The 22,208-nt window shown below is 55.8% G+C and carries 18 protein-coding genes; 7 read left to right on the top strand and 11 right to left on the bottom strand.

Annotated features, from left to right (window positions below; translation table 11 throughout):
• The first annotated feature begins 143 nt into the window (after positions 1–143).
• The 5 genes from zapE to sspB all read left to right on the top strand — a co-directional run bounded on the left by zapE (position 144) and on the right by sspB (position 3,796).
• Positions 144–1,271: a cell division protein ZapE gene (zapE, locus tag FJW00_RS05610; RefSeq protein ID WP_140923242.1), complete on the top strand. Its 1,128-nt coding sequence runs from the start codon at positions 144–146 to the stop codon at positions 1,269–1,271.
• A 227-nt stretch (positions 1,272–1,498) separates the two neighbouring features.
• Positions 1,499–1,927 (top strand): 50S ribosomal protein L13, encoded by a 429-nt coding sequence (gene rplM, locus FJW00_RS05605; RefSeq protein WP_009092483.1) that lies wholly within the window; start codon positions 1,499–1,501, stop codon positions 1,925–1,927.
• Between the two features lie 15 nt (positions 1,928–1,942).
• Positions 1,943–2,335, top strand: coding sequence for a 30S ribosomal protein S9 (gene rpsI / locus FJW00_RS05600; protein ID WP_008925401.1), 393 nt, complete (start codon positions 1,943–1,945; stop codon positions 2,333–2,335).
• A 330-nt stretch (positions 2,336–2,665) separates the two neighbouring features.
• On the top strand, positions 2,666–3,307 hold the full coding sequence (gene sspA, locus FJW00_RS05595; RefSeq protein WP_009092481.1) for a stringent starvation protein SspA: 642 nt from the start codon (positions 2,666–2,668) through the stop codon (positions 3,305–3,307).
• A 3-nt stretch (positions 3,308–3,310) separates the two neighbouring features.
• Positions 3,311–3,796: a ClpXP protease specificity-enhancing factor gene (sspB, locus tag FJW00_RS05590; protein ID WP_009092479.1), complete on the top strand. Its 486-nt coding sequence runs from the start codon at positions 3,311–3,313 to the stop codon at positions 3,794–3,796.
• Positions 3,797–3,908: 112 nt separating this feature from the next.
• Here the strand turns inward: sspB and FJW00_RS05585 are convergent, their stop codons facing one another.
• The gene (locus tag FJW00_RS05585) at positions 3,909–5,666 is read right to left on the bottom strand and encodes a sulfite reductase subunit alpha (RefSeq protein WP_009092478.1); all 1,758 of its coding nucleotides are present in this window, start codon (positions 5,664–5,666) and stop codon (positions 3,909–3,911) included.
• 181 nt (positions 5,667–5,847) lie between these two features.
• On the bottom strand, positions 5,848–11,379 hold the full coding sequence (locus FJW00_RS05580) for a glutamate synthase-related protein (RefSeq protein ID WP_140923241.1): 5,532 nt from the start codon (positions 11,377–11,379) through the stop codon (positions 5,848–5,850).
• An 891-nt stretch (positions 11,380–12,270) separates the two neighbouring features.
• On the opposite strand from FJW00_RS05580, the gene arcB reads away from it, so the two are divergent.
• Both arcB and mtgA read left to right on the top strand, forming a co-directional pair.
• Complete coding sequence (gene arcB, locus FJW00_RS05575) at positions 12,271–14,604, top strand: aerobic respiration two-component sensor histidine kinase ArcB (protein WP_111208265.1); 2,334 nt, start codon at positions 12,271–12,273, stop codon at positions 14,602–14,604.
• A gap of 886 nt (positions 14,605–15,490) precedes the next feature.
• Complete coding sequence (mtgA, locus tag FJW00_RS05570; protein ID WP_140923240.1) at positions 15,491–16,210, top strand: monofunctional biosynthetic peptidoglycan transglycosylase; 720 nt, start codon at positions 15,491–15,493, stop codon at positions 16,208–16,210.
• 2 nt (positions 16,211–16,212) lie between these two features.
• Here mtgA and npr read toward each other — a convergent pair whose 3' ends face one another.
• The 9 genes from npr to kdsC all read right to left on the bottom strand — a co-directional run bounded on the left by npr (position 16,213) and on the right by kdsC (position 22,197).
• Entirely contained in the window at positions 16,213–16,485 is a 273-nt protein-coding gene (gene npr / locus FJW00_RS05565; RefSeq protein ID WP_009092474.1) for a PTS phosphocarrier protein NPr, read from the bottom strand.
• Positions 16,482–17,336, bottom strand: coding sequence for an RNase adapter RapZ (gene rapZ / locus FJW00_RS05560; RefSeq protein ID WP_003851114.1), 855 nt, complete (start codon positions 17,334–17,336; stop codon positions 16,482–16,484). The genes npr and rapZ overlap by 4 nt, the downstream gene beginning before the upstream one ends.
• 47 nt (positions 17,337–17,383) lie before the next feature.
• Positions 17,384–17,863, bottom strand: a complete 480-nt coding sequence (ptsN, locus tag FJW00_RS05555) for a PTS IIA-like nitrogen regulatory protein PtsN (RefSeq protein ID WP_009092473.1) — start codon at positions 17,861–17,863, stop codon at positions 17,384–17,386.
• Positions 17,864–18,013: 150 nt separating this feature from the next.
• Positions 18,014–18,301: a ribosome hibernation promoting factor gene (hpf, locus tag FJW00_RS05550; protein WP_009092471.1), complete on the bottom strand. Its 288-nt coding sequence runs from the start codon at positions 18,299–18,301 to the stop codon at positions 18,014–18,016.
• A 21-nt stretch (positions 18,302–18,322) separates the two neighbouring features.
• Positions 18,323–19,756, bottom strand: coding sequence for an RNA polymerase factor sigma-54 (rpoN, locus tag FJW00_RS05545; protein ID WP_009092468.1), 1,434 nt, complete (start codon positions 19,754–19,756; stop codon positions 18,323–18,325).
• A 48-nt stretch (positions 19,757–19,804) separates the two neighbouring features.
• Complete coding sequence (gene lptB / locus FJW00_RS05540; RefSeq protein ID WP_009092467.1) at positions 19,805–20,530, bottom strand: LPS export ABC transporter ATP-binding protein; 726 nt, start codon at positions 20,528–20,530, stop codon at positions 19,805–19,807.
• A gap of 5 nt (positions 20,531–20,535) precedes the next feature.
• Positions 20,536–21,087: a lipopolysaccharide ABC transporter substrate-binding protein LptA gene (lptA, locus tag FJW00_RS05535; protein WP_033736432.1), complete on the bottom strand. Its 552-nt coding sequence runs from the start codon at positions 21,085–21,087 to the stop codon at positions 20,536–20,538.
• Positions 21,062–21,634, bottom strand: a complete 573-nt coding sequence (gene lptC / locus FJW00_RS05530) for an LPS export ABC transporter periplasmic protein LptC (protein ID WP_009092465.1) — start codon at positions 21,632–21,634, stop codon at positions 21,062–21,064. The genes lptA and lptC overlap by 26 nt, the downstream gene beginning before the upstream one ends.
• Positions 21,631–22,197, bottom strand: a complete 567-nt coding sequence (kdsC, locus tag FJW00_RS05525) for a 3-deoxy-manno-octulosonate-8-phosphatase KdsC (protein ID WP_140923239.1) — start codon at positions 22,195–22,197, stop codon at positions 21,631–21,633. The genes lptC and kdsC overlap by 4 nt, the downstream gene beginning before the upstream one ends.
• Between the last annotated feature and the right edge of the window lie 11 nt (positions 22,198–22,208).

Genomic DNA, 22,208 nt, shown 5'->3' with positions numbered 1-22,208 from the left:
CGTTGCACCATTTCAATAATAGTCACTATACCCGTTAATCTTATGGATGTGGAACTCCGGAGCAGCATGGCTTAGTGTAGAACGGCCTTTTTTTCAGCAACCGTGGTATGAATCAGACACTATTCAGGGACTTTGAAACAACAATGCAAACCTCATCTCCGCTTGCACGTTATGAGCAGGCGCTGTCGCAGGGCGAATTCAGGCCCGATGACGTACAACGTGAAGCGATTACCCGTTTAGACGCCCTGCAGCAGGCGCTGGTTGCCCGGCAACAGGCTGCCGCGCCCGCCTCATCCGGCCTGCTGGGTCGCCTGTCGAAATTGATCGGTAAAGAGAAAAATGCGGCGCCCCAGCCTGTTCGCGGACTCTACATGTGGGGCGGCGTCGGGCGCGGCAAAACCTGGGTCATGGATCTCTTTTTTCAGTCTATTCCTGGCGAACGCAAACTGCGCCTGCACTTCCACCGTTTCATGCTGCGGGTGCATGAAGAACTGACGCAACTGCAGGGGCAGAGCGACCCGCTGCTGATTATCGCGGACAAATTCAAAGCGGAAACTGACATCCTCTGTTTCGATGAATTTTTTGTCTCCGATATCACCGACGCGATGTTGTTGGGCACGCTGATGGAAGCGCTGTTTGAGCGCGGCATCGCCCTGGTGGCAACCTCGAACATTCCGCCGGATGACCTCTACCGCAATGGCCTGCAGCGCGCGCGTTTTCTGCCGGCTATTGAGCAGATAAAACGGCACTGTGATGTGATGAATGTGGATGCCGGCATCGACTACCGGCTGCGGACACTGACCTCGGCGCATCTGTGGAACTATCCGCTCAACGAGGCCACCCACACGGAGATGGCGCGCATGTTTAAGGCGCTGTCGGGTAGCCAGCCGGAGGACGCACCGGTGCTGGAAATCAACCATCGCCAGATGCCGACGCTGGGCGTCAGCGACGGCGTGCTGGCCATCAACTTCACGACGCTGTGCGGGGAAGGGCGCAGCCAGCATGACTACATCGCGCTTTCCCGCCGTTTTCACAGCGTGCTGCTCTATGACGTGCCGGTAATGATCTATAAAACCGAAGATCAGGCGCGCCGTTTCCTGGCCCTGGTTGACGAATTTTATGAGCGTCATGTGAAGCTGGTCGTGGCCGCAGAAACCTCGCTGACCGAGATCTATCAGGGGACGCGGCTGAAGTTTGAATACCAGCGCTGTTTATCGCGGCTTCAGGAGATGCAGAGCGAAGAGTATCTGCGCCTGCCGCATCTGCCGTGAGAATAATCAGGATAAATACCGAAATAGGGTTCGATTTTTGCAATCGACTTCTCTATAATCTTGCGACCCCACGTTACAGCAAAGGATTTTTTTCCCAAATCCTCTGTGTTCCAGTAACTCTATCCGAAGGGGTGGCTTGCTGGTCAAAATGGTCGTGTGAGCCTCATTCGTTTACTTAAGCGTTTGGGATTTCACCAACGTGTAACTTAATTTGGGTAAGCTTTTCGATGAAAACTTTTACAGCTAAACCAGAAACCGTCCAACGTGACTGGTTTGTAGTTGACGCAACGGGCAAAACTTTGGGTCGCCTGGCGACTGAACTGGCGCGCCGTCTGCGTGGTAAGCATAAAGCGGAATACACTCCGCACGTTGATACGGGTGATTACATCATCGTTCTGAACGCAGAAAAAATTGCTGTTACCGGCAACAAGCGTACTGACAAGATCTACTATCACCACACCGGCCACATCGGTGGTATCAAACAGGCGACCTTTGAAGAGATGATTGCTCGCCGTCCTGAGCGTGTGATTGAGATCGCGGTTAAAGGCATGCTGCCGAAGGGCCCGCTGGGTCGTGCTATGTACCGTAAGCTGAAAGTTTACGCAGGCAACGAGCACACCCATGCGGCACAGCAACCGCAAGTTCTTGACATTTAATCGGGATTAAAGGCAATGGCTGAAACTCAAAACTACGGCACTGGTCGCCGCAAAAGCTCTACCGCTCGCGTATTCATTAAGCCGGGTAGCGGTAACATCGTAATTAACCAACGTTCTCTGGAACAGTACTTCGGTCGCGAAACTGCCCGCATGGTCGTTCGTCAGCCGCTGGAACTGCTGGATCTGGTTGGTAAATTCGATCTGTACGTCACTGTTAAAGGTGGCGGTATTTCTGGTCAGGCTGGTGCGATCCGTCACGGTATCACCCGCGCTCTGATGGAATACGACGAATCACTGCGTGGCGAGCTGCGTAAAGCTGGCTTCGTAACGCGTGACGCGCGTCAGGTTGAACGTAAGAAAGTCGGCCTGCGTAAAGCACGTCGTCGTCCTCAGTTCTCCAAGCGTTAATTGTTTGCAGCTCCGGCTGCGGCAATTGGCTCAAAAAACCCGCTTCGGCGGGTTTTTTATTTTCTGCCTTCCCGTCTGATAACGGTGAAAACCGTAAGCCCGCGCTCAATTTACCTGCAAAGATTCATTCCACGCCCACAAGCAGCCTAAAATCTGGTAAACTCTGTGTCACTTTGCGCCCGCAGGCCGGTGCGTTATGCGCCTTCCCGCTGTCGGGGCGTCAGTTTTACGGCGCAGCTGACCAGGTTGCGTGCGAGTTCGACAAGCAAGTGAGTCGCCGTGTGGTTGGCTATTCGCAGTATCTTTTTGTGAACAAACTTGGAGGTTTTCATGGCTGTCGCTGCCAACAAACGTTCGGTAATGACGCTGTTTTCTGGTCCTACTGACATTTTCAGCCATCAGGTACGTATCGTTCTGGCGGAGAAGGGTGTCAGCGTAGAGATCGAGCAGGTCGAAATGGATAACCTGCCGCAGGATCTGATTGACCTCAATCCGTATCGCACGGTACCGACACTGGTAGATCGTGAGCTGACGCTGTATGAATCCCGCATCATCATGGAATATTTAGATGAGCGCTTCCCGCATCCGCCACTGATGCCGGTTTATCCGGTTGCCCGTGGTGACAGCCGCCTGATGATGCACCGCATCGAGCAGGACTGGTACAGCCTGATGAGGAAGGTTGAGAACAGCAGTGGTCAGGAAGCCGAAGCCGCACGCAAACAGCTGCGTGAAGAGCTGCTGGCGATCGCGCCGCTGTTTGGCCGCACGCCTTACTTCATGAGCGAAGAGTTCAGCCTGGTGGATTGCTACCTGGCACCGCTGTTATGGCGTCTGCCTTCAATGGGCATCGATTTGATCGGCTCTGGTTCAAAAGAGCTGAAAGGTTACATGAACCGCGTATTTGAGCGTGACTCTTTCCTCGCTTCATTAACTGAAGCTGAACGTGAAATGCGCCTGCAAGCACGGGCTTAACGTATGGAAATGTCGCAACTTACTGCACGTCGTCCCTATCTGCTGCGCGCCTTCTATGACTGGTTGCTCGACAACCAGCTGACGCCGCATCTGGTGGTCGACATCAATCAGCCAGGTGTACAGGTCCCGCTGGAGTACGCGCGTGATGGTCAGATTGTCCTGAACATCGCGCCCCGTGCTGTTGGTAACCTCGATCTGGCGAATGACCAGGTGTCGTTTAACGCCCGCTTTGGGGGTGTTCCTCGTCAGGTTAACGTGCCGATGGCGGCAATTCTGGCAATCTATGCCCGGGAAAACGGTGCCGGAACGATGTTTGAACCGGAACCGGCTTACGAGCTGGATATTCAGGAGGCGTCAGAAGGTCAGGAAGAGACCATGATGTCCGTGATTGATGGCGATCGTCCCGACGATGCCAGCGATGATGAGACACCGCCTGATGACGATCCACCGCCGCGGGGCGGACGACCTTCACTGCGCGTCGTGAAATAACCGCAGCATTCTTAAAACAGATACCCGCCTCTCCGGCGGGTATTTTTTGCCTGTCAGCCATAAAAAAATCCGGCTGCCTGCGCAAACCGGATTTTTCATCACACCTTCGCTATCAATAGACGTCGCGCAGGTAACGCTTCTCTTTCTTCAGCTGGTCAACATAGTCCGCTGCGCGCTCGCTGGAGAGGCCACCGAACTGGCGAACCACTTCATACAGCGCATTATCCACATCCTTCGCCATGCGTGATGCATCACCGCAGACATAGAAGTAAGCGCCTTCCTGCAGCCAGGCATAGAGTTCTGCACCCTGCTCAAGCATCCGGCTCTGCACGTAGATCTTCTTCTCCTGATCGCGGGAGAACGCCAGGTCAAGCCGCGTCAGCAAGCCATTATCCCGCCAGGCGAGCAGTTCATCCTGATAGATAAAGTCATGTTCCTGATGCTGATCGCCGAAGAACAGCCAGTTTTTGCCCTGCGCGCCGGTTGCCTGGCGCTCCTGCAGGAAAGCCCGGAAGGGCGCGATGCCGGTGCCAGGTCCCACCATGATCAGCGGAGCGCTGTTATTGGCTGGGACGCGGAACGCTTTGTTCGGCGAAATAAAGATGGCTGGTTTTTCGCCACGACGTACGCGCTCAGCCAGGTAGGTTGAGCAGACGCCACCACGATTACGGCCGCCGCTGTGATAACGCACCGAGGCAACGGTCAGGTGCACCTGATTTGGATGGGCTTTAGAACTGGATGAAATTGAGTAAGCACGATGCTGCAGCGGACGCAGCAGGGCAACAAACTCAGGTACCGCCAGCGTGCGCGTCAGGTCAAGCTGCAGCAGGTCAAGGCTATCTTTGCCCCACAGCCAGACACCCAGCGCATCTTTGTCGTCGTGCTGTAACACATGACGCAGTTCCTGGTTGGTGGTGTTCTGCCCGACCCATTCGATGAGCTTGCGCGACGGTTCAGAGATCTCAAACTGGTAGGTCAGCAGGTCGCCGAGGCTGCGGTCGAAGCCGGGCACCGGCGTCTCGTAGTCGGCATTAAGCTGGGTCAGCAGCAGGCTGACCAGCGATGGCTCGTTGACCGGAATGACGCCGAGCGCATCACCCGCTTCATACTTCAGGCCGCTGTCGGTCAGGTCAAACTCAAAATGTCGGATATCTTTGGCAGACTGCTCGCCAGAGAGGCGCTTGTTGGTGATCAGCGCCGCGGCGTAAGGGTTCGATTTGTTGCTGCCCGGGATGACCGGTGCTTCAGGCGCGCTCTCCAGCACGGTGCCGCTGCTGCCTGCGCTGGCCGCAAACTGAGGCATGGAGCTGTTCAGCCACTCGCTGGATGGCTCTTCATAGTCGATATCGCAGTCGATGCGATCCACCACGCGTTTTGCTCCCAGCTGCTCAAGGCGCATATCGATGAACTTGCCCGCCTGACAGAAGCCGTCATAGCCGGTATCACCGATTGCCAGCACGGCAAAATGCATCTGCTCCAGGCGCGGTGCGGTACTGGCAGAGATAGCATCCCAGAAGAGCTGCGCGTTATCCGGCATCTCGCCTTCGCCGTAGGTTGAGGTGACGATCAGCACATGGCGCATGGTGGCAAAGACGTCGAGGTCGACATCGCCCAGCGCCTGAACCACCGGCACCAGCCCTTTAGCACGGGCCGATTTCGCGGCGGTCTGCGCCAGCGCTTCGGCATTGCCGGTCTGTGAGCCATAGAGAATGTGCAGTTGCGTGGTCGCGGCTGCGCCTGTGCCCGCAGCGGGTTGCTGCTTGTCTTCTAATACCAGCAGACGGGAGTGAAGACCCGCGAGAAAGCCAGCCAGCCAGTATTTCTGATCGCCATTAAAAGGTGCATCTTCTGGAATATAAGGAATTTTCATGGGTACTTTTACTCAATCCCGTTCTTCCCCGTCATCAGTAACGCTGGCCGGTTTAAGCGGTTCCGCTTTCCCGCACCGCGGTGTGCGGCTGGGGAGAGCGGTTCTGCATCTGTCCGGTACAACGACGACTCCGGGCAATGATCAATGAATAACATTCAGTTCAGCCTGAACAGTATGACTGTCAGGAGAGTTTGCCCACCGCCGCGGCGATTTCAGGCAAGGCCGCACGTGCAAACAGCTCTTCAAAATCAGGCAGATGGCCCAGCACTTCCCGGTTACAGGCATCCTGATACATGATCCAGCCATAGGTGGCCAGGCTGTCCATGGAGCGGATGTTACGCTGCGTCAGCGCCGCTTTGTAATCTGACATGCGTTTGGAACCAATCAGACTGGCCAGTTCGTCATCGTTATACGCTTCGATGGCGGAACGGGCATGGCGTTGCAGTTTGCTGATCAGCGAAAAGTCCTCCGTCATCAGCAGATTGCGTACGGCTTTTTCTACCGCCGGATCTTCAACCGCTGTCCCTTTCGGTAATTTACTCAGGGCCAGCTGCTGAGCAAAGCTCAGAACGGTGTAGTTGTTAAGCAGAACAAACATCTCCAGCGTATCGGTCGCGCCGTAGGCGGGTACCGCACCGTCAGCAATGGTCTTGCCCTGACGCCAGGCCGCTTTGAACTTCGCAACCTGATGGCCGGCCAGCGCGGTCGACAGCTCCTCGAGCAGATCTTTACGGCTTCTGGCTTTCAGGATCTCTCCGCCATCCTGATAGAGCAGCAGCGAGCGCGGCATCACATAGACAAAGTGGTGACACTCCGTTTCCCAGTTCTCCAGCAGCCAGGCAGCACGCGGTGAGTTTGTAGCCTCCAGATGCCAGTTCAGCATGGTCAGCACGGCCTGCTTATGCACCTGCGCCATCTCATCCTGATCGGCAATCGAGCCGAAGCGTACTGAATCACCGGCTGCATGGCTGGCGAGCGTTCCATACGGGTCATACTGATAGGCGAAGCCGCCGCTCATGCCGTTACCAAAGCCTTTACCGAAGGTGCCCAGGTTGAGGATGGCACCATTGGTCATATATTCGCAGCAGAAATCTCCTACGCCTTCGACCACGGCTGTGGCACCGGAGTTACGCACCGCGAAGCGGTCACCGGCCTGGCCCTGCACGAACAGGCGTCCACCGGTCGCGCCAAACAGCGCAAAGTTACCGATCAGCACGTTACCATCGCCATCCTGCGCGCCGCCGCCCGGCGACATGATAAACAGCTCACCACCACACTGTCCCTTGCCGACGCCGTCGTTACAGGTGCCGTAGTGGGTCAGCTGCATGCCATCGTTGCAGAAGGCGCCAAATGACTGACCGGCTGAACCGGTGGTTGAAATTTTTACGGTCGCAGGGGCCAGATAATGGCGACCGCGGTCATCGCTCAGAACCGCAGGCATCGCCTGCAGCTGCGCCGCACTCAGCTGATGGTTCAGCATGCGTTCAATGTCGATCGCCAGCTGGCCCCCCACACTTTTGTTGCGGTTGTTCAGCACGATGCCGTTGCCCAGTGCGACGTCGGTATTGCCCTGATCGACCAGCGCTGATTCCAGCTGCTCAACCCAGCCATCATCCAGCTCAAAATCTTTCTCCAGATAGACCGGCTTCTCGATCTTCAGCTCCGGCACCACGGTGAGCATGGCGCGTAAGTCGAGCTTGCCCACTTCCAGTGGGTGATCCATCAGGTGCAGCAGGTCAGCCCGGCCGCGCGCTTCACGCAGGGAACGCAGGCCCATACGCGCCAGGATCTCACGCACTTCATGGGCGACGTTGAGGAAATACTGCGCCAGCTGACGAGGATCGCCATCAAAGGCTTCGGCGTTGGTCGTCAGACCTGCCGGGCATTTGACGTTACAGTTTTTCGCCATCACGCACTTCAGCATCATCAGCGCTGTGGTACCGAATTCGAAGCTGTCGCCGCCCAGCAGCGCGGATTTCACCACGTCGCTGCCGGTCTGCTGCGCGCCCGAGCAGCGCAGCTGCACTTTCTCACGCAGGCCGTTGGCGCAGAGCGCCTGATGAACTTCAGCGATGCCGATTTCCGCCACGCGTCCGGTGTATTTCAGGCTGGTCACCGACGCAGCGCCGGTACCGCCGGTGTTACCCGCCACGTTAATGACGTCTGCGCCCGCTTTGGCCACGCCGACCGCGATGGTGCCGATCCCTTCTGAGGAGACCAGTTTGACGATCACGCGCACCCGCGCGGCTTTACAGTCGTGGATTAGCTGCGCCAGATCTTCGATGGAATAGGTGTCGTGATGCGGCGGCGGCGAGACCAGCTCGACGCCTGGCGTACCGCCACGCGCTGCCGCAATCTCAACCGTGACTTTCGCCGCCGGTAGCTGGCCGCCTTCGCCAGGTTTCGCACCCTGACCTATCTTGATTTCCAGCTCTTCCAGCATCGGGTCCGCCAGATAGGCGGCCCAGACGCCAAAACGGCCGGACGCCAGCTGCTTGATGCGTGAGGCACGGATGGTGCCGTGACGGGAGTAGTGCTCGCCGCCTTCACCGCAGTTACTCATGCCGCCGACCATGTTGGTGCCGTGCGCCACCGCTTCATGCGCGGGGGCGACCAGCGCACCGTGACTCATCGCGCCGGAGGCAAAGGTGCGGGTGATTTCGCACGCTGGCTGCACGTCGCTCAGTGGCAGGGAGGGCAGAGTGGTGAAAATACGTGACAGGTAGTCTGCCGCTTTACCGTAAGCGGTTATTTTCAGACCGCCGGTCACCACCTCGCTGCTCTCGATATCGTCGCCGAAGCGGAACTTCAGGGCGTTAGAGAGATTCTGCAGGCGCTCGTTCTCTGGCTTCAGGCCTTCGATCGCATCGGTCAGACGCAGCATAAAGTGATTCAGGCTGCTATCCACCGCTTCACACACCAGACCACGAATGGCAAAGCCGTTGTTGGTCAGTGAGTAGCGTCCCAGTTTGCGGCGGAACTCCGCTTCGCTGTCGATATGGGTCAGATCGGCCGGGAATGTCAGGATGTCACGCAGGGCAGCCGGGCGACGCTTACGCTCCTCATACATCAGGCTGGAGAACTGACGATAGTCGGCCGTGATCGCGAAGTTGTTGATCACCTCATCCGGAATACGCTCGAAGCTGCTGTCTTTAAAGGTTTCTGGCTTGATGCCAAAAGCGTTATCCAGTTTTGCCAGCGTCATCAGACGGATAAAGTTATCCTCTTCGCGCGCTTTATCAGCGAAGCGAATCGGCTCTTCGGTCATATCGATAAAGGTGCGTACGGCAATTGTGCCGTAGGAGTGACCGGCACCCTCTGCGCGCTCTTTAAACAGACCCAGCAACGGTACGTCCGATTCACCCTGAATCTTCAGGGCACTCTGATGCCAGTCAACGGCCATCTGCGCGATAGCCGCGAAGCCTGCGCCACCCACCGGCGTTTTGATATTCGGGAAGTACTTTTTCAGCACCGGGTCATCGGTGTTGAGGAAGTTAGGCTCAAAAAACTCGCCGCTGCTGTAGCTTTCTACGGTACAGAGGCCCACTTTGCCCATGGTTTTCATCAGGGCTTTTTCCGCAGCTTTGGCATAGCGCTTAAAGGCTTTATTGCCTTCTTCACCCTCGCCAAATTTCTCCTCTGCGCGCATCTGTACGCCCAGCGGATAGATTGCTGATGCGCCGAAGCCCAGCGTCGCGGCAATGTGGTGTGAGGAGATGCTCTGACCGCTTTCCACCACCAGTGACACATCAAGGCGCAGACCTTCCTGCACCAGACGCTGGTTGATGGCGGAAACCACCAGCAGCATCGGGATCGCGGCGTGCTTCGAGGAGATGTGGCGGTCGGTCAGAACGGCGATGCCGCCCTGCGTCCGGGCAAAATCCACCACCTGCTGCGCCAGGTCATCAATCGCTTTTTCCAGGGCGTTCGCGTTGGCGGTCGTGCTCAGCAGATCTTTGCCGATGACCGGCTCATAGAGCATCTCGAAGCGGGCGTAGGGGGCAACGGTCTGCTCACGCAAACGCAGCATATCGAGATGGCTGAGAATCGGTGTCGGCACCACAATCTGACGGCCTTTGCTGCGGCCCAGGTGCGGTTTCGCCCCCAGCGCCACACGCAGCGTCATGCCATCCACTTCGCGGATAGAGTCCAGCGGCGGGTTGGTAACCTGAGCAAAGCGCTGAGAGAAGTAGTGCGCCATGCCGCCTTCGTGATCGGATAAGCCGTTGATGGCGTTGCCGTAACCCATTGCGGAGATCTTCTCTGCGCCGGTGTTAAGCATCGGGTCCATCATGAACTTGAAGCTTTCCTGGTTGTAGTAGTAGGCGACAAAGCGCTGATAGGTTTTCAGATCGCCGCGATAGCGCAGCGGTGAACCCTGCTGCTCAGCCGGGATCTCCGGCAGATCGTCCAGGCCGACGCGCGCTTCACGCAGCAGGGCGGAGTAATCTTTCTCTGCGGCCAGTTTTTCCAGCGCCTGCAGCGTGGTGTAGCTGCGTTTTTCACGGTGATCGAAGTAGAGCATGCCGCCCGCTTCGATACGGCCACGACGCAGGACGCTTTCAGGAGGAAAGGCGATCTGGCCCGCTTCGGACATCGCACCGATATAGTCTGCGGTTTCGACCGAGCGCAGCGGGCGCAGGCCCAGACGGTCAAGGCGTGCACCAATCACTTCGCCATTGCCAAAGATTAAGGCGGCAGGGCCGTCGTTCTTCTCTTCATACAGAGAGAAATACTCCAGCATGTCGCGCACCTCGGTTGACAGCGAGCTGTCGTTTTCCCAGGCGGGCGGCATCATGGAAACCACGGCGGTGATCAGATCGAGATTATCTTCCATCAGACGGCTGTGGATACTCTGATCCAACCGCGAGCTGTCGGACTGCCCTTTAGGCCGCACGATCTTTTTGCCGCGCGCCAGTGCCAGGGCCGATTCGGCGATGCGGTTTTTACGATCCGTGTTCAGCTCGCCGTTGTGCGCCATCAGGCGGAACGGCTGCGCCATAGTGGTATGCGGATCGGTGTTGGTCGAGAAACGGGTGTGGAAAAAGAGCCCGCGCACCTGATGATCGGGATCAGTCAGATCTTTGAAGTAAGGAATCACTTCATTGGAGTTCAGGCGCGCTTTAAATACCTGCGTGCGCGACGACAGCGACAGCGGATAGAGCCCGCCAAATTCGCTTTCGGTAAAGGCGCGTGCTTCGATAGTTAACAGGGCGCGGTAGATACGTTGTTCGAAGTCGTTCTGATCAGCCACGTCCTGAGGCGCAGTGAAGATCCACTGCAGAATCGGTAACTGAAACTGAATGGCAGCCGGACGCGTCACGCTGCTGTCGAGCGGCATGTCGCGCTTCATGATCACCGGCAGGCCGAAACTGCTGAGGGTCTCATCCACCAGACGTTCGGCATTCGCGCGCAGCTCAGCATCTTTCGGCACAAAGAAGTTGCCGACGCCAAAGCGACCCGCTTCCAGTGGCTGGCCGGTAATCTTGCGGAAGAAATGCAGTGAAAGGTCAACGTTGACGCCTGCGCCATCGCCGACGCCTTCTGCTGACATACCGCCGCGGTGCGGCACTGTGCACAGGGCGCTGTGCGCCATCTGCAGAATCTCATGGGTCTGCTCGCCGTCCTTACGCGTAATGAAACCTACACCACAGCTGTCACTGCCTGCTGTCGGATCATACAAGCCATAGGATTGAGGTTTTTTAGTGGACATTGAGGGTCTCCTTAAACTGCTTTGACATTACCTGCACTGTTTCAGGGTCTGGGCGCAACTGAGGCGCAGCTTCATTTTCATCGCCATGCTCTGTCGAGCGCGCGTCATAGCCCTGAGCATTTCTCTCCAGACATCCGTAAAACGTCCTTTATTGAGCTGCTCTTCGATTTCCGGTCTCGTAAAGGAGATGACTTAAACCACGCGGGAGTCTTCTTGTTGCATAGATATGCCGAGACAATGGCCCGTCAGGAAAGCTTTCAGCGGATTTCCAACTTATCGGGAAAGCGTAATCAGGTCAAATAGGGCGGCCAGGCGGGCTTATCAGGCGCTTTTCTTGTATAAATATATGAAAATACTGATTTTTATGGTTTAAAATGTCTCACTCTGCCACCTGGTGATCGGCCGATAAATGTGAACTGACTCACTGTAGTGCAGGCGTCATATCTCTGCACCATGCTGGTGACAGGGTGTCTGGCAGCATTAAATGCTGTCCGGCACCCCTGATACATAGCATGTATCTGTTTTTCTTATGTCGGCCTATTTGAATGAAACAGCGGTTGGTTATAAGAAAAATTAATCAGGCAGAGAATGCTTAAAACAGCATTAAAGTTGAATGAGTATTCATATAAAGGAGAGAGCCTGCGCAACAGGACGCTGCCAGGATATTGAAAAAAGGCCGTCGGGTGAAATCTGTGATTCACAGGCGGCCTTACAGATTATTCATTTGGCACAATCAGTCAAGGGATTTAACCGGTTTGTGCCAAACGTCGCCGAACGGCAGGGCGGATGCACCATAAAAGCGCATTCAATCCCTCATCTTCGCGTGACGTGCTGCGACGTCCGCAGGCTAACTGCGCTATCATGGGGCTGTTTCTTTTCCAGGGAGTCGTTATGAAACAGATTCGTCTGCTGGCGCAGTACTACGTCGATTTAATGGTCAAACTTGGCCTGGTCAGGTTCTCGCTGCTGCTGGCCTCTGCGCTGGTGGTGCTGGCGATGATTGTCCAGATGGCGGTCACGATGGTATTGCGGGGGCACGTCGAGAGTATCGATGTGGTGCGCTCGGTCTTCTTTGGCCTGCTGATTACGCCCTGGGCCGTCTATTTTCTGTCGGTGGTGGTCGATCAGCTTGAGGAGTCGCGGCAGCGGCTGGCAAGGCTGGTGGATAAGCTGGAAGAGATGCGCACCCGCGACCTGGAACTCAATCAGCAGATGAAGGAAACCATCACCCAGCTGAATCAGGAGATCAGCGATCGTAAAAAAGCGGAGCTGGCGCGCGAACAGGTGATGGACAAGCTGCGCGAAGAGGTCACCCGCCGCGAACAGGCCCAGATTGAGCTGGAGCAGCAATCATCCTTCCTGCGCTCCTTCCTGGATGCGTCACCTGACCTGGTGTTCTATCGCAATATCGACAAGCAGTTCTCCGGCTGCAATCGCGCCATGGAGCTGCTGACCGGCAAAAGCGAAAAGCAGCTGATTGGCCTGACGCCGCGCGATATCTACGATGATGAAGCCGCGACCAAGGTGCTGGAAACGGACGAAAAAGTGTTCCGCCATAACGTCTCCCTGACCTATGAGCAGTGGCTGCAATATCCCGACGGGCGCAAAGCCTGTTTTGAGATCCGCAAGGTGCCCTATTACGATCGTGTCGGCAAACGCAGCGGGCTGATGGGCTTTGGCCGCGATATCACCGAGCGTAAGCGCTATCAGGACGCGTTAGAGAACGCCAGCCGGGAAAAGACCACCTTTATCTCCACCATCAGCCACGAGCTGCGTACGCCGCTTAATGGCATTGTCGGCCTGAGCCGCATCCTGCTGGATACCGATCTGAACCAGGAACAGCTGAAATACCTGAAAACCATCCACGTCTCGGCCATTACGCTGGGCAACATCTTCAACGATGTGATTGAGGTGGACAAAATCGAGCGTCGTAAAGTTCAGCTGGATAATCAGCCGCTCGACTTCACCGGTTTCCTCGCCGATTTAGAGAATCTCTCCGGCCTGCTGGCGCAGCCAAAAGGGCTGAAGTTTGTGCTCGCGCCGCAACTGCCGCTGCCTCACATGATCTCCACCGACGGAACGCGTCTGCGTCAGATTCTCTGGAACCTGATTGGTAACGCCGTGAAGTTCACCCAGCAGGGCGAGATCGTGGTGCGCGTCGCGTATGAGCAGGATGAAACACTGCGCTTTGAGGTGCAGGACTCCGGCATGGGTATCCGCCAGGAGGAGCAGGACAAGATTTTTGCGATGTACTATCAGGTTAAAGATCAGCATGGCGGGAAACCGGCGACCGGAACCGGCATCGGGCTGGCGGTTTCACGTCGACTGGCCCAGGCGATGGGGGGAGATATCCGCGTACAGAGTGCGCCCGGCCAGGGCTCATGCTTCACCGTCGAAATTAAAGCACCACGCATCGCAGAAGAAGTGATTGACGAAGGCGTCGACGACAGCCTGCCTCTGCCTGCGCTGCATGTGCTGCTGGTTGAGGATATTGAACTGAATGTGATTGTGGCGCGCTCCGTTCTGGAGAAGCTGGGATGCAGCGTGGAGGTCGCCATGACCGGCAGCGAGGCTCTGGCGATGTTTGACCCGCTGGAGTTCGATCTGGTGCTGCTGGATATTCAGCTGCCCGATATGACCGGGCTGGATGTCTCCCGTGCGATTCGCCAGCAGTATCAGGGCGCGCATCTGCCTCCGCTGGTGGCGCTCACGGCCAACGTGCTGAAAGATAAAAAAGAGTATTTCGACGCCGGGATGGATGATGTGCTCAGTAAACCGCTGGCCGTGCCTGCCCTGACCGCAATGATCAAAAAATACTGGGACTATCAGGCAGAAACGGACGATGAAACGCCCGCCGTCAGCGATGACAAAATCCGGATGCTGCTGGATGTCGCCATGCTCGAACAGTATATCGAGCTGGTGGGCCCGGGGTTGATTACGCAGAGCCTGACGATGTTTGAGAAGATGATGCCGGACTATCTTGCGGTGCTGGAATCGAATCTGATGGCGCGCGATCAGAAAGGAATTGCGGAAGAGGGGCACAAAATCAAAGGCGCGGCCGGGTCCGTCGGGCTGCAGCGTTTACAGATGCTGGCGAAACAGATCCAGAGTCCGGAGCTGCCGGCGTGGTGGGACAACGTGGTTGAATGGATTGAAGAGCTGAAACATGAGTGGCGACACGATGTGCAGGTTCTGCGCGACTGGGTTGCCGGACAGGAGAAGTGAAACGGCAGAAAAAAATGACCCCAGCCGAGGCCGGGGTGCGCGAATACTGCGCCAACACCAGGGAAAATGTTGCGGCCGCTATGATTTGAATAATTAATGCAGCCGCAGGGTATTGGTTAACACTGTCATCACCTTAGCAAATTCATCTTCTCATGTGACAAGATTCATTAAAATGTGTGATGTTGAGCAGCGTTTAAACACAGAAAACATTAATTTGGCAACACAGTCAAGCAAGGAATTAATTTCCGCGTTATGTTGCTGCTATTTTAATCAGATTTACCCTTTTTCGCGTACTTTTAACGCGGCTGCGCCATGTCGCGAAGACCGTACAGCGTAAAAGCGAACCGGCAGGTTCATTTGCCCTGACAGTCCGCGTAACGCGCTGATATTGCAAGCCGGCAGCCTGAAATGAACCGAATCATCCAAAACGATTCGGAATGGCAGAAATGAATCTTAAACTTTGCGCTTTTCTGCGTCTGCCGGCTTGCGGGGCAGGGATCGAAAACCGGGTCATTTATGACAGGATTTACGCTGACCTCTGCTGTTTATTTAGACGTTATAAGAATAGTTCTGGTTAAGAGTTGAACCATTACGATAACAGAAAAAAATAACAGTTAAGGGTGGTGAATGATTTAAAGCGACGTTTATTACCCATTATTAAGTGTTTATCTGGAAAGATGCTAAGCAGAGGCAATGAATGGAACCGATTCCTTTTTTCGGAAGTCCTTGAACTATTTCGATCTGTTGCCGCATGTTGATGCAAAATAGGTGCATGAAGTCTGGAAACGCACCGTTCATTTTCACCGAAAATCGCAAAAAGGCGATTTTTCTGGCAGTGATTACATGAGTAATTGATTAACGTCTGAAACAGGTATGGGAAGATTGCATGAACAAGCATAAAGGAAGCGCCGGACGGCGTATCAGACGGATTGCCGGCCGTCTCCTGCTGGTCTGGCTGGGCGTGTGGCTGGCCGGCATTTTACTCTTTTCGTTTTTACCGGTGCCCTTCTCCGCAGTGATGGTGGAGCGACAGGTGGGGGCGTGGTTGCGCGGTGATTTCAGTTATGTGGCGCATTCAGACTGGGTCGGACATGATGAGATCTCGCCGTGGATGGGGCTGGCCGTTATCGCTTCTGAGGATCAAAAGTTTCCCACGCACTGGGGCTTTGATGTGGCGGCGATTGAATCGGTGCTGGATAACAGCGACAGCCGGATGCGCGGAGCGTCCACGCTGTCACAACAGACCGCGAAGAATCTCTTTCTCTGGGATGGTCGCAGCTGGATCCGTAAGGGGCTGGAAGCGGGTCTGACGGTGGGGATTGAGACGGTCTGGACGAAGCGGCGTATTCTGACCGTCTATCTCAATATCGCGGAGTTCGGGCCGGGCATCTTTGGTGTGGAGGCCGCGTCACAGCGCTATTTCCACAAACCTGCCAGCCGGCTCACTGCGGCCGATGCTGCTTTGCTGGCGGCGGTACTGCCGAATCCGATTCGTTACCGTGCCGCCGCGCCTTCAGGCTATGTCAGGTCGCGGCAGCAGTGGATACTGCGCCAGATGCGTCAGCTGGGCGGAGAGGGCTTTTTACAGCGTAATCAGCTTAACTGACCTTACTCTTCATCAAAGCCCGCTTCAAACAACTCAATGACCGCAGCCAGCGCCGGGACCTCTTCCGGCCCGCTGGCTTCAATCTCAATGTGTCCCCCTTTTGCCGAGTCGAGCATCAGCAGGGCGATCACGCTGCTGGCCTCGGCTTCAGTGCCTGCCTCGTTGCGCAGTAACACTTCGGCATCGAAGCTCTGCACCAGCTCAAACAACTTCATCGCCGGACGGGCATGCATGCCCAGCTTATTTTTGATTTCTACAGTTTGTCTGACGGTCATGATTTGCGCTTTTCCAGCGTGCGATGGCGTGACTGTACATTCTTACCGCGCGAGCGGAAATAGTCCGCCAGCTGCTCGGCGATATAGACTGAGCGGTGTTTACCGCCGGTACAGCCAATCGCCACGGTAAGATAGCTACGGTTGTTGGTCTCCAGCATCGGCAACCAGAGTTCAAGATAGCTGCGTGTCTGGTAGATAAAATTATGCACTTCCGTGTGGCGGTCGAGGAAGGCCGCGACCGGACGATCGAGGCCGGTCATCGGGCGCAGTTTCGGATCCCAGTGGGGATTGGGCAGAAAGCGCACGTCAAACACGTAGTCCGCGTCGATAGGGATGCCATGTTTGAAACCAAAGGATTCAAATACCATGGTCAGCTCACGTTCACGCTTGCCCAGCAGGCGGGTGCGCAGCATCTCGGCCAGCTCATGCACCGACATCTCTGACGTATCAATGATCAGATCGGCGCGCGAACGCAGCGGCTCCAGCAGATCGCTCTCTTCATCAATGGCGCTCTCCAGCGACAGATTTTTGCTGGAGAGGGGGTGCAGACGACGCGTATCGCTGTAGCGGCGAATCAGCGTGTTGCGGTCGGCGTCGAGAAACAGCAGCTGAGGTGAAAAGGAGTCGGGCAGATTATTCAGTGCGGTTTCAAAAATTTCGGGGGATTCAGGCATATTGCGCACGTCGATGCTGACCGCCGCCGAAATATTCCGCTCTGCCAGTGAGTTCGCTAACTCCGGCAGCAGCACCACCGGCAGGTTATCAACACAGTAGAACCCCATATCCTCCAGCGCACGGAGTGCCACTGACTTCCCCGAGCCTGAACGACCGCTAACGATCATCAGCACCATGACCTTCTCTCCCGTTTTAAAACCGGCACCCGGCCGGTAAAGACGCGTTACAGCTCTGTCTGGTTTTCCGTAATAATGGCATAAAGCTCTTCATCACTCTGCGCAGCGCGCAGCCGGCGGCAGACCGTTTTATCGGCCAGACGCTTTGCCACCAGTGAAAGGGTGTGCAGGTGTGTTTTGCATTGGTCAGCCGGAACCAGTAAGGCAAACAGCAGATCGACCGGCTGGTTATCGACGGCATCAAACGCAATCGGCTGTTCGAGGCTGATAAAGACCCCGACCGCGCGCAGCGTATCCTCTTCCAGCTTGCCGTGCGGGATCGCTATCCCGTTGCCGATACCGGTACTGCCCATACGCTCACGCGTCAGGATCGCTTCGAAAAGCGTCTGGTGCGGCAGGTTGAGCTGCTTAGCGGCCAGTTCGCTGATGATTTCCAGCGCACGTTTTTTGCTCTGGCAGTGTACGCCACTGCGTGTGCAGTCAGGCGAAAGCACCGTGCTCAATTCCAGTGTAAGATCGTTGTTCATTATCGTTTCACTTGCGGGTTCACCAGGCCATTCACCGCCGGCGTCTTCTGACGTGACGGAAAATGACGCCTGCCAGATGACAAAACGGGGCGGATTATCCGCCCCATCCTGTCGGCTCAGTGCGCCAGGCGCGCGTAGCCAGCATGAAGGTTAGTGTTTTTTCAGTTTATCTTTATGTTTAGTCAGCTGACGGGCGAGCTTGTCGATCAGCCCGTCAATCGCCGCGTACATATCTTCCGCTTCCGACGTGGCGTGCAGCTCGCCACCGTTAACGTGGAGTGTTGCGTCAGCCACCTGCATGACTTTCTCAACTTTCAGGACAATATAGACCTGATTGATGTGCTCAAAATAGTGTTCCAGTTTGGCAAATTTAGCACTGACGAATTCACGCAGTGGTGGCGTAATTTCAACGTGTTGCCCGGTCAGGTTCAGCTGCATAGGTCTTCCTTCTCATTTCTGTCAAACCAGCTGTTTACGCTGGTTCGATGGCGGGATGGATAAAGACTCACGATATTTTGCGACGGTACGCCGTGCCACCATGATCCCCTGATCGGACAACATGGAGGTCAGTTTACTGTCGCTCAAGGGTTTGGCTGGATTTTCCGCCGAAATTAATTTTTTCACCAGCGCACGAATCGCGGTAGAGGAGGCTTCGCCGCCCCCTTCCGTGTTGACGTGGCTGGAGAAAAAGTACTTCAGTTCAAAAATACCGCGCGGACTGTGCAGATACTTCTGCGTGGTCACGCGGGAGATAGTCGATTCGTGCATCTCAACAGCCTGAGCGATATCAGCCAGGACCATCGGGCGCATAAACTCTTCCCCCTGCTCGAAAAACGCCTGCTGCTGCTCAACGATACAGCGCGTCACTTTCAGCAGTGTATCATTGCGGCTTTCCAGACTCTTAATCAGCCAGCGTGCTTCCTGCAGGTTGCTGCGGATAAACTGCGTGTCGCTGTCGTTACGCGTGGTGCCGCCCATCGCCGCATAGTGCTGATTGATCTTCAGGCGGGGCAGGCTGTCGGCGTTGAGTTCAACCGTCCAGCGGCTGCCGACCTTGCGCACCAGCACATCGGGAATCACATATTCCGGTTCGCCGGTGTTGATCGACTGGCCGGGACGCGGGTCCAGCGACTGAATCAGCAGCATCGCCTCTTTCAGCACCTCTTCTTTGAGGCGCGTTACCCGCATCAGGCTACGGAAGTCGTGGTTGGCCAGCAGGTCGAGATGCTCACTGACAATCAGACGTGCTTCGGTCAGCATGGGCGTGTCGGGTGCATATTGTGACAGCTGAACCAGCAGGCAGTCGCGCAGATCGCGCGCACCCACGCCAATCGGGTCAAAGCGCTGGATGCGTTTCAGCACCGCTTCAACTTCATCCACCTCCAGCTCGTCATTGCCGATACTGTCGAGGATCTCCTCAAGCGAAACGGTGAGATATCCGGTGTCATCGATAGCATCGACGATAGAGGTCGCAATCGCGCGATCGGTATCACTGAACGGCGTCAGGCCGACCTGCCACATCAGATAATCCTGCAGAGACTGCGTCGTTTCACCCTGGTAAACCGGTAGCTCATCATCCTGATAGTCCGTTCCGGTGCCGGAAGGTGTGCCAGCGGTGTAGATCTCATCCCAGGTGGCATCCAGCGGCAGTTCATCGGGCATCTCTTTTTGCTCAAGCGCTTCGCGGGTATCCAGCGCCTCCGCTTCTGCAGCGTCCCGGGAGTCGATCTCGTCGTGCGGGTCCGTCTGCTCAAGCAGGGGATTACTTTCCAGCGCCAGCTGTAGCTCCTGCTGGAGTTCAAGCGTAGAGAGCTGCAGCAGACGAATCGCCTGCTGCAGTTGGGGAGTCATTGCCAGCTGTTGGCTGAACCTGAGTTGTAAGCCTTGCTTCATAGACAGGATGATAGTTCCCAGGTAAATAGCGGTCTTAACGACACCTTATCAGAGTCTGAACTCTTCACCCAAATAAACCCGCTTAACCTGCTCATCCGCAAGAATTTCATTGGGTGTGCCGTGCGCGATCAGGTGGCCCTGGCTGACGATATAAGCCCGCTCACAAACCGCTAACGTTTCACGCACGTTATGGTCGGTAATCAGCACGCCGAGGCCGCTGTCACGCAGATGCTCAATGATCTTCTTAATGTCGATAACGGAGATAGGGTCAACACCGGCAAAAGGCTCATCCAGCAGAATGAACTTCGGATTGGCGGCCAGCGCACGCGCGATCTCAACACGGCGGCGTTCGCCGCCGGAGAGGGCCTGGCCCATGCTGTCGCGCAGGTGCTCAATGTGGAACTCTTCCATCAGCTCGCGGGCGCGATCCTGGCGTTGCTCTTCGGTCAGATCGTCACGGATCTGCAGCACCGCCATCAGGTTATCGTAAACGCTGAGGCGACGGAAAATGGACGCCTCCTGCGGCAGATAGCCGATACCCCGACGCGCACGCGCATGCAGCGGCAGGATGCTGATATCTTCATCGTCAATCACGATACGGCCCGCGTCACGCGGCACGATGCCGACCACCATGTAGAACGTGGTGGTTTTACCGGCACCGTTCGGGCCCAGCAGGCCGACAATCTCGCCGGATTTCACCTGCAGACTGACATCTTCTACCACGCGACGGCCTTTGTAGGCCTTCGCCAGGTTTTCTGCGATTAATGTGGCCATAGCTATCAGTTACTCTTCTTCTCGCTGTTGGACGACGCTTTATCCTGAAGTTGCGACGGCACCAGTACGGTGGTGACGCGCTTGTTCTGGCCCTGGCTGAAAGCCTGCATTTTCTGCTCTTTCACCAGGTAGGTGATGCGATCGCCTTTGATGTTGCTGTCCTGCTGCTCAATAAACGCATTGCCGGTCAGTTCAACGAAATCGTTGGCCAGTTCGTAATGCAGTTTTGCGGCATGGCCCTGAACCGGTTTGCCGCTGTCCTGCATCTGATAGAAGGTGGCAGGATTACCGTAGGCGTCGACGATAGTTTTCTTGCTGTCGCCGCCCGGACGGGTGACCACGACTTTATCTGCCGTAATTTTAATGGTGCCCTGCGTCACAATGACGTTGCCGGTAAAGGTCGCGACATTGCCCTGTAAATCCAGCGCCTGATTCTGCGAGTCAATATTAACGGGTTTGTCCGAGTCACCGGTCAGGGCCAGCGCCGGAACGCTGGTCGCCAGCAGCACGCTGGCCAGTAAAAGCTTCAGGCTATTTTTGTTCATTTTGAATTTCATAAGAGGTTTTGACCTTCTCGATTAACTCGGCGTTTTTTGTCCGTAAATTGCCGCGCATTTTCATGCCGGTGGAGTTAAAGCTGCGGCCATACAATGTCACCTGGTCATCCGAGGTAACGTCCTGGGTCACCAGATTGATCTGCGCGTTATCTGTTTTGATCCGCTCCAGCTGAGAATCCTGCGTCAGCGTGTTGAGCTCAACATGGCCATAAAGATAAAGCATACGATCTTTGGTGAGCTTTGCCTTATCCGCGCGTAACGTCCAGGTCGGGATTTTGTTCTCATCATAGGTGGTCATCACCGGATGCTCGAACCAGCTCAGTTCGTCATCCGAGAAATAGGTCACTTTGTCTGAGACCAGTTTATAGGACAGCGCGCCCTGCGGGTTGTAAACCACCGTGTGCGAATCCGCACTGGTATAGGTCGGAGACTGACTGTCTGTCCCGACGGGCATCCCATCGTCATCCTTATTGGTAAGATTCCAGCCGATCAAAACCAGTGCAATCAAGGTCAGAATCAGCGTTATCCAACGCCTGCTTTTACTCATACTGATTGCCCTTTGGCATCCTCAAATTTGTTCTGCGCCATTAAGATCAGATCGCAGACTTCACGAACCGCACCGCGTCCACCGGCGATACGGGTAACATAGTCTGCGCGCGGCAACAGGATGGGATGTGCATCCGCCACCGCCACGCTGAATCCCACCTTCGCCATGACCGGCCAGTCGATCAGGTCATCGCCGATATAGGCGACCTGGTCGTCGGAAAGGGACAGTTTATCCAGAAGTTCGCGATAGGCCAAAAGCTTATCCGATTGTCCCTGATAAAGATGACGGATGCCGAGCGTTTTGCAGCGATCTTCCATCAGACGGGCATTGCGGCCGGTAATAATAGCCACTTCCACATCTGAGGTCAGCAGGCAGCGCACGCCATAGCCATCCCGCACGTTGAACGCCTTAAGCTCTTCACCGTTATTTCCCATGTAGATCACCCCGTCGGACATCACGCCGTCCACGTCGCAGATCAGCAGACGAATGCGACTGGCGCGCGCCATAACCTCAGCACTGACCGGGCCGTAGCAGGTGTCAATCGGGGGAGTTGCCTGTTGCATTTTCTCTTCCT

This window comes from Pantoea anthophila (assembly GCF_006494375.1).
GTDB lineage: Bacteria > Pseudomonadota > Gammaproteobacteria > Enterobacterales > Enterobacteriaceae > Pantoea > Pantoea anthophila.
This window is presented reverse-complemented; position numbering and strand designations above follow the sequence as displayed.

Coding starts and splice junctions, on each gene's coding strand:
- npr (WP_009092474.1), bottom strand. CDS start 16,485: ATGACCGTCAGACAAACTGTAGAAATCAAAAATAAGCTGGGCATGCAT.
- sspA (WP_009092481.1), top strand. CDS start 2,666: ATGGCTGTCGCTGCCAACAAACGTTCGGTAATGACGCTGTTTTCTGGT.
- FJW00_RS05580 (WP_140923241.1), bottom strand. CDS start 11,379: ATGTCCACTAAAAAACCTCAATCCTATGGCTTGTATGATCCGACAGCA.
- zapE (WP_140923242.1), top strand. CDS start 144: ATGCAAACCTCATCTCCGCTTGCACGTTATGAGCAGGCGCTGTCGCAG.
- rpsI (WP_008925401.1), top strand. CDS start 1,943: ATGGCTGAAACTCAAAACTACGGCACTGGTCGCCGCAAAAGCTCTACC.
- rpoN (WP_009092468.1), bottom strand. CDS start 19,756: ATGAAGCAAGGCTTACAACTCAGGTTCAGCCAACAGCTGGCAATGACT.
- lptB (WP_009092467.1), bottom strand. CDS start 20,530: ATGGCCACATTAATCGCAGAAAACCTGGCGAAGGCCTACAAAGGCCGT.
- lptC (WP_009092465.1), bottom strand. CDS start 21,634: ATGAGTAAAAGCAGGCGTTGGATAACGCTGATTCTGACCTTGATTGCA.
- sspB (WP_009092479.1), top strand. CDS start 3,311: ATGGAAATGTCGCAACTTACTGCACGTCGTCCCTATCTGCTGCGCGCC.
- rplM (WP_009092483.1), top strand. CDS start 1,499: ATGAAAACTTTTACAGCTAAACCAGAAACCGTCCAACGTGACTGGTTT.
- mtgA (WP_140923240.1), top strand. CDS start 15,491: ATGAACAAGCATAAAGGAAGCGCCGGACGGCGTATCAGACGGATTGCC.
- kdsC (WP_140923239.1), bottom strand. CDS start 22,197: ATGCAACAGGCAACTCCCCCGATTGACACCTGCTACGGCCCGGTCAGT.
- ptsN (WP_009092473.1), bottom strand. CDS start 17,863: ATGAACAACGATCTTACACTGGAATTGAGCACGGTGCTTTCGCCTGAC.
- rapZ (WP_003851114.1), bottom strand. CDS start 17,336: ATGGTGCTGATGATCGTTAGCGGTCGTTCAGGCTCGGGGAAGTCAGTG.
- arcB (WP_111208265.1), top strand. CDS start 12,271: ATGAAACAGATTCGTCTGCTGGCGCAGTACTACGTCGATTTAATGGTC.
- FJW00_RS05585 (WP_009092478.1), bottom strand. CDS start 5,666: ATGAAAATTCCTTATATTCCAGAAGATGCACCTTTTAATGGCGATCAG.
- hpf (WP_009092471.1), bottom strand. CDS start 18,301: ATGCAGCTGAACCTGACCGGGCAACACGTTGAAATTACGCCACCACTG.
- lptA (WP_033736432.1), bottom strand. CDS start 21,087: ATGAAATTCAAAATGAACAAAAATAGCCTGAAGCTTTTACTGGCCAGC.